Below are 13,225 nucleotides of genomic sequence, written 5' to 3'. Positions count from 1 at the left end.
TTTTCAGTACGTCGCAAAGCGCCACGGGGCACGGGCCAGAGCAGCAAGGGCTATGGCGGGGCAATTTGTAGGGTCTTGTTACTACCATCGTCGAATGGTTCTATAGGTCTGGCCCGGCTACAACGGGGCCATACAACAACAACTATGTCACCGAGGTAAGAAAGATGAGTGCGGCTTCCCTGTACCCCGTTCGTCCCGAAGTAGCAGCCAACACGCTGACCGACGAGGCGACCTACAAGGCGATGTACCAGCAGTCGGTGGTCAATCCCGATGGCTTCTGGCGCGAGCAAGCCCAGCGTCTGGACTGGATCAAGCCTTTCACCACGGTGAAGCAGACTTCGTTCGACGATCACCATGTCGACATCAAGTGGTTCGCCGATGGCACCTTGAACGTTTCCTACAATTGCCTGGACCGTCACCTCGCCGAGCGTGGCGACCAGATCGCGATCATCTGGGAGGGCGATGACCCTGCCGAGAGCCGCAACATCACTTACCGCGAGCTGCATGAGCAGGTCTGCAAGTTCGCCAACGCCCTGCGTGGCCAGGACGTGCACCGTGGCGACGTGGTGACCATCTACATGCCGATGATCCCCGAAGCCGTGGTCGCCATGCTGGCCTGTACCCGCATCGGCGCGATCCACTCGGTGGTGTTCGGTGGTTTTTCCCCGGAAGCCCTGGCCGGTCGCATCATCGACTGTAAGTCGAAGGTGGTGATCACCGCCGACGAAGGCATCCGTGCCGGCAAGAAGATTCCGCTCAAGGCCAACGTCGACGACGCGCTGACCAACCCGGAAACCAGCAGCATCCAGAAGGTCATCGTGTGCAAGCGCACCAATGGCGCGATCAAGTGGAACCAGCATCGCGACATCTGGTACGAAGACCTGATGAAAGTGGCCGGCACCGTGTGTGCGCCCAAAGAGATGGGCGCTGAAGAAGCGCTGTTCATCCTTTATACCTCCGGCTCCACTGGCAAGCCTAAGGGCGTGCAGCACACCACCGGCGGCTACCTGTTGTACGCGGCGCTCACCCATGAGCGCGTGTTCGACTACCGTCCGGGCGAAATCTACTGGTGCACCGCCGACGTCGGCTGGGTCACCGGCCACACCTACATTGTCTACGGCCCGCTGGCCAATGGCGCGACCACCTTGTTGTTCGAGGGCGTGCCGAATTACCCGGACATCACCCGGGTGGCGAAGATCGTCGACAAGCACAAGGTCAATATCCTCTACACCGCACCCACCGCGATCCGCGCAATGATGGCCTCGGGCACCGCTGCCTGCGAAGGCGCCGACGGCAGCAGCCTGCGTCTGCTCGGTTCGGTGGGTGAGCCGATCAACCCCGAAGCGTGGGACTGGTACTACAAGAACGTCGGCCAATCCCGTTGCCCGATTGTCGACACCTGGTGGCAGACCGAAACCGGCGGCAACATGATGAGCCCGCTGCCGGGCGCCCATGCGCTCAAGCCGGGTTCGGCGGCGCGGCCCTTCTTTGGCGTGGTGCCAGCGTTGGTGGATAACCTGGGCAACCTGATCGAAGGCGCCGCCGAAGGCAACCTGGTGATTCTCGATTCCTGGCCGGGCCAGGCGCGTACGCTGTTTGGCGACCATGACCGGTTTGTGGACACCTACTTCAAGACCTTCCGTGGCATGTACTTTACCGGCGACGGTGCGCGGCGTGACGAGGACGGCTACTACTGGATCACTGGGCGGGTGGACGACGTGCTGAACGTGTCCGGCCACCGCATGGGCACGGCGGAGATTGAAAGTGCCATGGTGGCGCACCCGAAAGTCGCGGAAGCGGCGGTGGTGGGCGTGCCGCACGACATCAAGGGGCAGGGCATCTATGTGTACGTCACCCTTAAAAATGGCGAAGAACCGAACGAAGCGCTGCGCCTGGAGCTGAAGAACTGGGTGCGCAAGGAGATCGGCCCGATTGCCTCGCCGGACGTGATCCAGTGGGCGCCGGGCTTGCCGAAGACGCGTTCGGGGAAAATCATGCGGCGCATCCTGCGCAAGATTGCCACGGCTGAGTACGACGGGTTGGGGGACATCTCCACCCTGGCTGATCCGGGTGTGGTGGCGCAATTGATCGAGACCCACAAGACCATGAACGCCGCCTAAGGCTCGGCCAACACAGAAACTCCAATGTGGGAGGGGGCTTGCTCCCTCCCACATTTTTTGAATCACATTTCCAGGGCCGATCTCTCTATTACCAATAAATATCCACTTCTGCAGTGGCCGACGTCCAGGCGTTACCGCCCAGCGCAAATGTGTAACCCGCCGCCCAAACCTGAGGCATCCCCCTACACCCTCGCTCCAAAAAACCGCACCCCATCCCCCCTCTGAAATAAGATTTAACACCGCACTTGCCGTGCCAGAAGGGTTTGCGAATAATAGGCCCGCAATTTGCAGCATCAACAGGTTTAATGTCTTTTGTCTCTGCATAAAAGTCAGAGGCTGTCAATGTGCTGGAACCGCTTTCTCAGTGCTTCTGTAAATTGTTGTCGCATTGAAGAAATATCGGCTTCCGGCCTGTCGTTAGAATGCCGATCACTCGCTCGTCGTCGCAGGCTGTGCCTGAGCATGGACGCAGCGCCGCTATTCGCCGCATCGTGGGCCATGGCTCATACTGCTGTTTTGCCCTATACCGATGGAGTCCCATGATGAAGAAACTCGTGCTGTTGGGCGCCCTGGCGCTGTCCGTGTTGTCGATGCAGGCTTTCGCTGAAGGCAAGCCTCTGAAAATTGGTATCGAAGCGGCTTACCCTCCGTTTGCCTCCAAGGCGCCGGATGGCAGCATCGTCGGCTTTGACTACGACATCGGCAACGCCCTGTGCGAAGAGATGCAGGTCAAGTGCACCTGGGTCGAGCAGGAATTCGACGGCCTGATCCCTGCGCTGAAAGTGCGCAAGATCGACGCGATCCTGTCGTCCATGTCCATCACTGACGACCGCAAGAAGTCCGTGGACTTCACCAACCGCTACTACCTGACCCCGGCGCGCCTGGTATTGAAGGAAGGCACCACCGTCAGCGACAGCCTGGACGAACTCAAGGGCAAGAAGATCGGCGTACAGCGTGGCTCGATCCACGACCGTTTCGCCCGTGAAGTACTGGCGCCAAAAGGTGCCGACATCAAGGGTTACAGCACCCAGAACGAAATCTACCTGGACGTGGCGGCCGGTCGCCTCGACGGCACCGTGGCCGATGCCACCCTGCTCGAAGACGGTTTCCTCAAGACCGACGCCGGCAAAGGCTACGCGTTCGTGGGCCCGGCCTTTACCGACGTCAAATACTTCGGCGACGGCGTAGGCATCGCGGTACGTAAAGGCGACAAGGAAAACCTCGACCGCATCAACGCAGCCATTGCCGCGATCCGTGCCAACGGCAAGTACCAGGCCATCGAGAAAAAGTACTTCAACTTCGACATTTACGGTCCTGAAACCAAGTAAACCGTCGTAGCTGTCCGTCCCCAATGGCGCAAGCAACAGAGCATTCTGAAGTTTGCGCCATTTTTTCATCCCCCTTTTCGAGGACCTGAATCATGTTGAAAGGCTACGGGGCCGTTATCCTCGATGGCGCATGGTTGACGCTTCAGCTCGCCTTGTCGTCGATGGCCTTGGCCATTGTTCTGGGTCTGATCGGGGTCGCGCTGCGCCTGTCGCCGGTGCGCTGGCTGGCCTGGCTGGGTGACTTGTACTCCACGGTGATCCGCGGGATCCCCGACCTGGTGCTGATCCTGCTGATTTTCTACGGCGGTCAGGACCTGCTCAACCGCGTCGCGCCGATGCTCGGCTTTGACGACTATATCGACTTGAACCCCATGGCCGCCGGCATTGGCACCCTGGGTTTCATCTTTGGCGCCTACCTGTCGGAAACTTTCCGCGGCGCCTTCATGGCCATTCCCAAGGGTCAGGCCGAGGCCGGCCTTGCGTATGGCATGAGCGCTTTCCAGGTGTTTTTCCGGGTGATGGTGCCGCAGATGATTCGGCTGGCAATCCCCGGGTTTACCAACAACTGGCTGGTGCTCACCAAGGCCACCGCGCTGATTTCAGTGGTGGGCCTGCAAGACATGATGTTCAAGGCCAAACAGGCGGCCGACGCCACCCGTGAGCCTTTTACCTTCTTCCTCGCGGTGGCGGCGATGTACCTGGTGATCACCAGCGTGTCGTTGCTGACCTTGCGTTACCTCGAGAAGCGCTACTCGGTAGGCGTAAGGGCGGCCGATCTATGATCTTCGACTACAACGTCATCTGGGAGGCCATGCCGCTGTACCTCGGCGGCCTGCTGACCACCCTCAAACTGCTCGCCATTTCGTTGTTCTTCGGCCTGCTCGCCGCCTTGCCCCTGGGCCTGATGCGCGTGTCCAAACAGCCGGTCGTCAACGGCATCGCCTGGCTCTATACCTACGTGATTCGCGGCACGCCGATGCTGGTGCAGCTGTTTTTGATCTACTACGGCCTGGCCCAGTTCGAAGCTGTACGCGAAAGCTTCCTCTGGCCGTGGCTGTCGAGCGCCACGTTCTGCGCGTGCCTGGCCTTTGCGATCAACACCAGCGCCTACACCGCCGAGATCATCGCCGGCAGCCTCAAGGCCACGCCCAATGGCGAGATCGAAGCGGCCAAGGCCATGGGCATGTCGCGCTATAAGCTGTACCGCCGCATCCTGTTGCCGTCGGCCCTGCGCCGTGCGCTGCCGCAATACAGCAATGAAGTGATCATGATGCTGCAGACCACGAGCCTGGCGTCCATCGTCACGCTGATCGACATCACCGGTGCCGCGCGCACGGTGAACGCGCAGTATTACCTGCCGTTCGAAGCCTACATCACCGCCGGCGTGTTCTACCTGTGCCTGACCTTCATCCTGGTGCGCCTGTTCAAGTTGGCCGAGCGCCGCTGGCTGAGCTACCTGGCTCCACGGAAGCACTGATATGGAACGTATCGATCACCTGTTGCCCTGGGGCCACCTGGGCTGCGAGCGCCAACTGAGCGTGTTTCGCTTTGGCAGCGGCGAGCGCAAGGCCTATATCCAGGCCAGCCTGCACGCCGATGAACTGCCCGGCATGCGCGCCGCCTGGGAGCTGAAAAAACGCCTCACCGAACTGGAACAGCAAGGCGCCCTTAACGGGGTGATCGAGCTGGTGCCGGTGGCCAACCCGATGGGCCTGGGCCAGCTGTTGCAAGGCAGCCACCAGGGCCGTTTCGAAGTGGGCAGCGGCAAGAATTTCAACCGTGATTTCGTCGAACTCAGCGAGCCGGTGACGCAACTGCTGCACGGCAGGCTTGGCGATGATCCCCATGCCAATGTGCGTCTGATTCGCCAGGCCATGAGCGACGCGCTTAACGCCTTGCCCGAACCCGGCAGCCAGTTGCAGGGCATGCAGCGCGTACTGTTGAGCCATGCCTGCACTGCCGACATCGTCCTCGACCTGCATTGCGACGCCGAAGCCGCGCTGCACATGTACGCATTGCCCCAGCACTGGCCGCAGTGGCGTTCGCTGGCGGCGCATTTGAATGTGAAGGTCGGCCTGCTGGCGGAAGATTCCGGCGGCAGCTCGTTCGACGAGGCCTGTTCGTTGCCGTGGCTGCGTTTGTCGCGAGCGTTCCCCGAAGCGCAGATCCCGCTGGCGTGCCTGGCGACCACCCTGGAGCTGGGCGGCCAGGCCGATACCGGGCGTGACGAAGCCATCTTCCACGCCGAAGGCATTCTCGCGTTTCTCGCCGAGCAGGGGCTGATCAAGGGCGAATGGCCCGCGCCCCAGTACGAGGCCTGCGAGGGCGTGCCTTTCGAAGGCACCGAGTTGCTGTTCGCGCCCCACGCCGGGGTGATCAGTTACCTGCGTAAAGCCGGTGAGCGGGTAGACGTCGGCGATGAAATTTTTGAAGTGATCGACCCCGTCAACGACCGCGTCAGCACCATTTGTGCGGGCACCTCGGGGGTGTTGTTCGCCGTTGAACGGCTGCGTTATGCCCAAGCGGGTTTCTGGCTGGCCAAGGTGGCGGGGCGCGAAGCGCTGCGTCACGGGCGCTTGCTCAACGACTGACCACCTGTTTTTGTGAGAACCGACCGCATGTACAAGCTTGAAGTCCAAGACCTGCATAAACGCTATGGCAGTCATGAAGTGCTCAAGGGCGTGTCCCTGGCCGCCGCGGCCGGTGATGTGATCAGCATCATCGGCTCCAGCGGTTCAGGCAAAAGCACCTTTTTGCGCTGCATCAACCTGCTGGAGCAGCCCCACGCCGGCAAGATTCTGCTCAACAACGAAGAGCTGAATCTGGTGGCCACCAAGGACGGCGCCCTGCGCGCCGCCGACCCCAAACAGTTGCAGCGCATGCGTTCGCGCCTGTCCATGGTGTTCCAGCATTTCAACCTGTGGTCGCACATGACCGCGCTGGAAAACGTGATGGAAGCCCCGGTGCATGTGCTCGGCGTGTCGAAAAAAGACGCCCGCGAAAAGGCCGAGCACTACCTGGCCAAGGTCGGCGTAGGCCATCGCAAGGATGCCTTCCCCGGCCACATGTCCGGTGGCGAGCAGCAGCGCGTGGCGATTGCCCGCGCCCTGGCGATGGAACCGGAGGTGATGCTGTTCGACGAACCCACCTCGGCGCTCGACCCGGAGCTGGTGGGCGATGTGCTCAAGGTGATGCAGGACCTGGCCCAGGAAGGCCGCACCATGGTGGTGGTGACCCATGAAATGGGCTTTGCCCGTGAAGTGTCGAACCAACTGGTGTTCCTGCACAAAGGCATCGTCGAGGAGCGCGGCAACCCGCGCGAAGTGCTGGTGAACCCGCAGTCCGAGCGTTTGCAGCAGTTCCTGTCCGGCAGCCTGAAATAGTCCTTACTGCCTGGAATTGCTTTTGCTTTATGTGGGAGGGGCTTGCTCCCGATAGCAGTGTGTCAGTCAACACGTGTGTATCTGCCATACCGCCATCGGGAGCAAGCCCCTTCCCACATTGATCTTCATCAGTTTTTGAGATTTGTGTTGGTTTACGGGCTAGCATTGGCCCTTGTCTTCATTACCGTTCTTCGTTTCGGATAGCCTCAATGACCGCCCACAAAATTGGTTTTCTCATCTGGCCCAGCACCAAGGCACTGACGCTTGCGCTGGCTGAGGAGGCTTTGCGCGTTGCTCAGCGGGTGCATCCGGAGGTGATCTACGAACTGTCGTTTCTGCACGCCGAGCCGCCGATCCATGGCGCCTGGCAACTGCCGGGCGAGCCGTGGGCGGGCAAGCTCGAAGGCTTTCAGAAATTGTTTCTGCTGGCGGACGAGCCGCCCACCGTCATCGCGTCCCAGCTCAGCAGCGCGCTCAAGCAACTGGTGCGCGCCGGCTGCGTGATCGGTGGCCTGTCGGCCGGTGTGTACCCGCTGGCCCAGCTCGACCTGCTCGACGGCTACCGCGCCGCCGTGCACTGGCGCTGGCAGGACGACTTTGCCGAGCGCTTCCCCAAGGTCATTGCCACCAGCCACCTGTTCGACTGGGACCGCGACCGCCTGACGGCCTGCGGTGGCATGTCGGTGCTCGACCTGCTGCTGGCGGTGCTGGCCCGCGACCACGGCGCCGAGCTGGCCGGTGCCGTCTCCGAAGAACTGGTGGTGGAGCGCATCCGCGAAGGTGGCGAGCGCCAGCGTATTCCGCTGCAAAACCGCCTGGGTTCCAGCCATCCGAAGCTGACCCAGGCCGTCTTGCTGATGGAAGCCAATATCGAAGAACCGCTGACCACCGATGAAATCGCCCAGCACGTGTGCGTGTCGCGACGACAACTGGAACGGATCTTCAAGCAGTACCTCAACCGTGTTCCCAGCCAGTATTACCTGGAATTGCGCCTGAACAAGGCGCGCCAGATGCTCATGCAGACCAGCAAGTCGATCATCCAGATCGGCCTGTCGTGCGGCTTTTCCTCCGGGCCGCACTTCTCCAGCGCCTACCGCAACTTCTTCGGCGCCACCCCCCGTGAAGACCGCAACCAGCGCCGCAGCAGCAGCCCGTTCGAGTTGTCGTCGGTGCCGTCCGAGCGCGGTTGAGGTGTGAGGCGCGAAATTCCTGCGCCACTGCCGCAAAAACCGTCTCACCCGTTTAAACTGCGCCATTGCGATGCTATATGTCGCATTGGCGTAAACCCGCGTAAAACCGGGGTTTGCGCTATAAGAAGTTGTCGCTTGGCGGCAAGGCCGCCCGGAAAACTGTCCTTACAATCCCTGCATCGTCCGCCAGTTTCAGGCGGGCGTTCCTCTTCAGGAGACTCCGATGTCCGTTGAGCAAGCCCCGGTGCAACGCGCCGATTTCGACCAGGTAATGGTGCCCAATTACGCACCCGCCGCCTTCATCCCGGTGCGCGGTCAAGGTTCGCGCGTGTGGGACCAGGCCGGTCGCGAGCTGATCGACTTTGCCGGCGGCATCGCGGTCAACGTGCTCGGCCACGCGCACCCGGCGCTGGTCGGCGCGCTGACTGAGCAGGCCAACACGCTGTGGCATGTGTCCAACGTGTTCACCAACGAGCCGGCCCTGCGCCTGGCGCACAAGCTGATCGACGCCACCTTTGCCGAGCGCGTGTTCTTCTGCAACTCCGGCGCCGAAGCCAACGAGGCCGCGTTCAAGCTGGCCCGTCGCGTGGCGTTCGACCGATTCGGCACTGAGAAGTACGAGATCATCGCCGCGCTCAACAGCTTCCACGGCCGGACCCTGTTCACCGTTAACGTTGGCGGCCAGTCCAAGTACTCCGATGGCTTCGGGCCTAAAATTACCGGCATCACCCACGTTCCTTATAACGACCTGGCCGCGCTGAAGGCCGCCGTGTCGGACAAGACCTGCGCGGTGGTGCTCGAACCGATCCAGGGCGAGGGCGGCGTACTGCCGGCCGAGCTGGCTTACCTGCAAGGCGCGCGCGAACTGTGCGATGCCAACGACGCGCTGCTGGTGTTCGACGAAGTGCAGACCGGCATGGGCCGCAGCGGCCACCTGTTCGCCTACCAGCACTACGGCGTGACGCCGGACATCCTCACCAGCGCAAAGAGCCTGGGCGGCGGTTTCCCGATTGCGGCGATGCTCACCACCGAAGCGCTGGCCAAGCACCTGGTGGTCGGCACCCACGGCACCACCTACGGCGGCAACCCGCTGGCGTGCGCGGTGGCCGAAGCAGTGATCGATGTGATCAACACCCCGCACGTGTTGGCGGGCGTGAACGCCAAGCACGAGCAGTTCAAGGCGCGCCTGCAGCAGATCGGCACGCAATACGGCATTTTCAGCGAGGTGCGCGGCCTGGGCCTGTTGATCGGTTGCGTGCTCAGCGATGCGTTCAAGGGCAGGGCCAAGGATGTGTTCAACGCGGCCGAGAAAGAAAACCTGATGGTCCTGCAAGCCGGCCCGGACGTGGTGCGTTTTGCGCCGAGTCTGGTGGTGGAAGAGGCAGACATCAACGAAGGCCTGGATCGTTTTGAGCGTGCGGTAAAAACGCTGACCCAGGCCTGACAGCTACACGGACCAAATGTGGGAGGGGGCTTGCTCCCGATTGCTGTCTGTCAGTTGATACATCAGAGACTGATCCACCGCTATCGGGAGCAAGCCCCCTCCCACATTGGATCTGAGTTGTACCCGGGCTTCCCGGTATTTTCCCCATGAGTTTTCGAGTTAAGGAGTGACCCCATGCTGGTGATGCGCCCCGCGCAAATGGCTGACCTGGGCGAGGTACAGCGTCTGGCTGCGGACAGCCCGATTGGTGTCACTTCCCTGCCTGACGATGTGGAACGCCTGAGCGACAAGATCGCCGCCAGCGAAGCCTCATTCGCGGCCGAGGTGAGTTTCAACGGCGAAGAAAGCTATTTTTTCGTGCTCGAAGACACGGCCACCGGCAAGCTCGCCGGCTGCTCGGCCATCGTTGCCTCGGCCGGTTACTCCGAGCCGTTCTACAGTTTCCGTAATGAAACCTTCGTGCACGCCTCCCGCGAGCTGAAGATCCACAACAAGATCCACGTGCTTTCCCAGTGCCACGACCTGACCGGCAACAGCCTGCTCACCAGTTTCTATGTGGTGCCTGAGCTGGTCGGCTCGCCATGGTCGGAACTCAACTCCCGTGGCCGCCTGCTGTTCGTCGCCAGCCACCCCGAGCGCTTTGCCGACTCGGTGGTGACCGAGATCGTCGGTTACAGCGACGAGAACGGTGATTCGCCATTCTGGGACGCCATTGGCCGCAACTTCTTCGACCTCAATTACGCCGCCGCCGAGCGCCTGTGCGGGCTCAAAAGCCGCACGTTTCTCGCCGAACTGATGCCCCATTACCCGATCTACGTGCCGCTGCTGCCGGATGCCGCCCAGGAGGCGATGGGCCAGGTGCACCCGCGGGCGCAGATCACCTTCGACATCCTCATGCGCGAAGGCTTCGAGACCGACCATTACATCGACATCTTCGACGGCGGCCCGACCCTGCACGCACGAGTTTCGGGCATTCGCTCGATTGCCCAGAGCCGCGTGGTGCCGGTGAAGATCGGTGAGATGGTCAAGGGCGCCGGCCGCCAGTACCTGGTGAGCAACGCGCAGTTGCAGGATTACCGCGCGGTGATGCTGGAGCTGGACTACGCGCCCGGCAAACCGGTAGTCCTGGACCTGGCGGCGGCTGAAGCGTTGGGCGTGGGCGAAGGCGCGAGTGTGCGCCTGGTCGCGGTTTAAAGAGAGAGTTTCGCGGGTGGCTGACCACAGCGGCCCGTTCGAGGAGATAGCATGATCGTTCGTCCCGTACGCAGCAGCGATTTACCGGCCCTGATTGATCTGGCGCGCAGCACCGGCACCGGCCTCACCACCTTGCCGGCCAACGAGGAACGCTTGACCCATCGGGTAGGCTGGGCCGAAAAGACCTTTCGCGGTGACGCCGGGCGCGGCGATGCCGACTACCTGTTCGTGCTGGAAAACGACGAAGGCCGGGTGGTGGGCATTTCCGCCATTGCCGGTGCCGTCGGCCTGCGCGAGCCCTGGTACAACTTCCGTGTCGGCCTCACCGTCAGCGCCTCGCAGGAGTTGAATATCTACCGTGAGATCCCGACGCTGTTTCTGGCCAACGACCTCACCGGCAATTCCGAGCTGTGCTCGCTGTTTCTGCACGCCGATTACCGCAACGGCCTCAACGGCCGCATGCTGGCCAAGGCGCGCATGCTGTTTATCGCCGAGTTTCCGCAGTTGTTCGGCAACAAGATCATCGCCGAGATGCGCGGGGTGTCCAACGACGCCGGACGCTCGCCGTTCTGGGAAAGCCTGGGCCGCCATTTCTTCAAGATGGAATTCAGCCAGGCCGACTACCTCACCGGCGTGGGCAACAAGGCGTTCATTGCCGAACTGATGCCGAAGTTTCCGCTGTACAGCTGCTTTCTTTCCGAAGACGCGCGCAACGTGATCGGCAAGGTGCACCCCGATACCGAGCCGGCGTTGAGCATGCTCAAGAGCGAGGGTTTCAGTTATCAGGGCTACGTGGATATTTTCGACGCCGGCCCGGCAGTGGAATGTGAAACCGCCAGGATCCGTGCGGTGCGCGACAGCCAGGCGCTGGTGCTGGCCATCGGCACGCCGGGGGACGACGCCACGCCGTTCCTGATCCATAACCGCAAGCGCGAAGACTGCCGCATCACCGCCGCGCCGGCGCGCCTTGCTGCCGGTACGCTGGTAGTCGACCCGCTGACCGCCAAGCGCCTGCAACTGGTAGTGGGTGATCAAGTGCGCGCCGTACCGTTGTCTGCTGCCCGGGAGTCGAAATAATGAATTCGCTGTATATCGCAGGAAGCTGGCTGGCCGGCCAGGGTGAGCTGTTCGAATCGCGCAATCCGGTGACCCAGCAGGTGCTGTGGGCCGGCCACGGCGCCACTGTCGAGCAGGTCGAGTCCGCCGTGCAGGCCGCGCGCCAGGCGTTCCCGGCCTGGGCTCGGCGCTCGCTGGAGGAGCGCATCAGCGTGCTCGAAGCCTTCGCGGCCACCCTGAAAAAGCGCGCCGATGAAATCGCCCGCTGCATCGGTGAAGAAACCGGCAAGCCCCTGTGGGAGTCGGCCACCGAAGTCACCAGCATGGCCAACAAGATTGCCATCTCGGTGCAAAGCTACCGTGAGCGCACTGGCGAGAAGAGCGGCCCTCTGGGCGACGCCACCGCCGTGCTGCGTCATAAACCCCACGGCGTGGTGGCGGTGTTCGGCCCGTACAACTTTCCGGGCCACTTGCCCAACGGGCATATCGTGCCGGCGTTGCTGGCGGGCAATACCGTGCTGTTCAAACCGAGCGAGCTGACCCCCAAAGTCGCCGAGCTAACCGTGCAATGCTGGATCGAAGCGGGCCTGCCAGCGGGCGTGCTGAACCTGCTGCAGGGCGCACGCGAGACCGGCATCGCGCTGGCCGCCAACCCTGGCATCGACGGGTTGTTCTTCACCGGCTCCAGCCGCACCGGCAATCACCTGCACCAGCAGTTCTCCGGGCGCCCGGACAAAATCCTGGCCCTGGAAATGGGCGGCAATAACCCGCTGGTGGTCGATGAAGTGGCCGATGTGGACGCAGCGGTGTACACCATTATCCAGTCGGCATTCATCTCGGCCGGCCAGCGCTGCACCTGTGCGCGCCGCCTGCTGGTGCCGCAAGGCGCCTGGGGCGATGCCCTGCTCGCACGCCTGGTGGCGGTTTGCGCGACCCTCGAAGTGGGCGCGTTCGACCAGCAACCGGCACCGTTCATGGGCTCGGTGATTTCCCTCGCGGCGGCCAAGGCGTTGATGGACGCGCAGGAACTGATGCTGGCCAATGGCGCGGTCGCGCTGTTGGAGATGACTCAACCCCAGGACCAGGCCGCGCTGCTCACCCCGGGCATTATCGACGTGACGCACGTCAGCGCGCGCGAAGACGAAGAGTTGTTCGGCCCGCTGCTGCAGGTGATTCGCTACACCGATTTCGAGGCGGCGATTGTCGAGGCCAACAACACTCAATACGGCCTGGCCGCAGGCTTGCTGTCGGACTCCGAAGCGCGCTACCAGCAGTTCTGGCTGGAAAGCCGGGCGGGCATCGTCAACTGGAACAAGCAGCTGACCGGCGCCGCCAGCACCGCGCCGTTCGGTGGGGTAGGCGCCTCGGGCAATCATCGCGCCAGTGCGTATTACGCGGCGGATTATTGCGCGTATCCGGTGGCGTCGCTGGAGACCCCGAGTCTGACGTTGCCAGCGGCACTGACCCCGGGCATCACACTGCTCTGAAAGTGTGTGTGTGAGCCCTTGTG

General features: G+C 62.2%; 11 protein-coding genes. All 11 read left to right on the top strand.

Translation table 11 applies throughout. The features are described from left to right. The first annotated feature begins 164 nt into the window (after nt 1–164). The 11 genes from acs (at nt 165) to astD (ending at nt 13,202) form a co-directional block, all read left to right on the top strand. A complete protein-coding gene (gene acs / locus VRB54_RS18095; protein WP_209984025.1) occupies nt 165–2,120 on the top strand; it encodes an acetate--CoA ligase in 1,956 nt (651 codons plus the stop codon). 542 nt (nt 2,121–2,662) lie between these two features. After that, nucleotides 2,663–3,448: an ABC transporter substrate-binding protein gene (locus VRB54_RS18090; protein WP_003233533.1), complete on the top strand. Its 786-nt coding sequence runs from the start codon at nt 2,663–2,665 to the stop codon at nt 3,446–3,448. Nucleotides 3,449–3,540: 92 nt separating this feature from the next. Next, complete coding sequence (locus VRB54_RS18085; protein ID WP_338478250.1) at nt 3,541–4,230, top strand: ABC transporter permease; 690 nt, start codon at nt 3,541–3,543, stop codon at nt 4,228–4,230. After that, entirely contained in the window at nt 4,227–4,925 is a 699-nt protein-coding gene (locus tag VRB54_RS18080) for an ABC transporter permease (protein ID WP_338478249.1), read from the top strand. Before VRB54_RS18085 ends, VRB54_RS18080 begins: the two co-directional genes overlap by 4 nt. 1 nt (nt 4,926) lies before the next feature. Next, the gene (locus VRB54_RS18075; RefSeq protein WP_338478248.1) at nt 4,927–6,039 is read left to right on the top strand and encodes a succinylglutamate desuccinylase/aspartoacylase family protein; all 1,113 of its coding nucleotides are present in this window, start codon (nt 4,927–4,929) and stop codon (nt 6,037–6,039) included. A gap of 27 nt (nt 6,040–6,066) precedes the next feature. Beyond that, nucleotides 6,067–6,831, top strand: coding sequence for an ABC transporter ATP-binding protein (locus VRB54_RS18070; protein ID WP_231422917.1), 765 nt, complete (start codon nt 6,067–6,069; stop codon nt 6,829–6,831). Between the two features lie 209 nt (nt 6,832–7,040). Further along, nucleotides 7,041–8,021, top strand: a complete 981-nt coding sequence (locus VRB54_RS18065) for a GlxA family transcriptional regulator (protein WP_338478247.1) — start codon at nt 7,041–7,043, stop codon at nt 8,019–8,021. A 223-nt stretch (nt 8,022–8,244) separates the two neighbouring features. Then, nucleotides 8,245–9,465: an aspartate aminotransferase family protein gene (locus VRB54_RS18060; protein WP_338478246.1), complete on the top strand. Its 1,221-nt coding sequence runs from the start codon at nt 8,245–8,247 to the stop codon at nt 9,463–9,465. A 174-nt stretch (nt 9,466–9,639) separates the two neighbouring features. Next, nucleotides 9,640–10,659 carry an arginine/ornithine succinyltransferase subunit alpha gene (gene aruF, locus VRB54_RS18055; protein WP_209984015.1) on the top strand — a complete coding sequence of 340 codons (1,020 nt, stop codon included), beginning with the start codon at nt 9,640–9,642 and terminating at the stop codon, nt 10,657–10,659. 51 nt (nt 10,660–10,710) lie between these two features. Further along, a complete protein-coding gene (gene astA, locus VRB54_RS18050; protein ID WP_209984012.1) occupies nt 10,711–11,736 on the top strand; it encodes an arginine N-succinyltransferase in 1,026 nt (341 codons plus the stop codon). After that, the gene (astD, locus tag VRB54_RS18045) at nt 11,733–13,202 is read left to right on the top strand and encodes a succinylglutamate-semialdehyde dehydrogenase (RefSeq protein ID WP_338481126.1); all 1,470 of its coding nucleotides are present in this window, start codon (nt 11,733–11,735) and stop codon (nt 13,200–13,202) included. The genes astA and astD overlap by 4 nt, the downstream gene beginning before the upstream one ends. The last annotated feature ends 23 nt before the right edge of the window (nt 13,203–13,225 follow it).

Source organism: Pseudomonas trivialis (genome assembly GCF_036864995.1).
Taxonomy (GTDB): domain Bacteria; phylum Pseudomonadota; class Gammaproteobacteria; order Pseudomonadales; family Pseudomonadaceae; genus Aquipseudomonas; species Aquipseudomonas trivialis.
The sequence above is the reverse complement of the archived record's forward strand: the minus strand, read 5'-3'. Positions and strand labels throughout refer to the sequence as shown.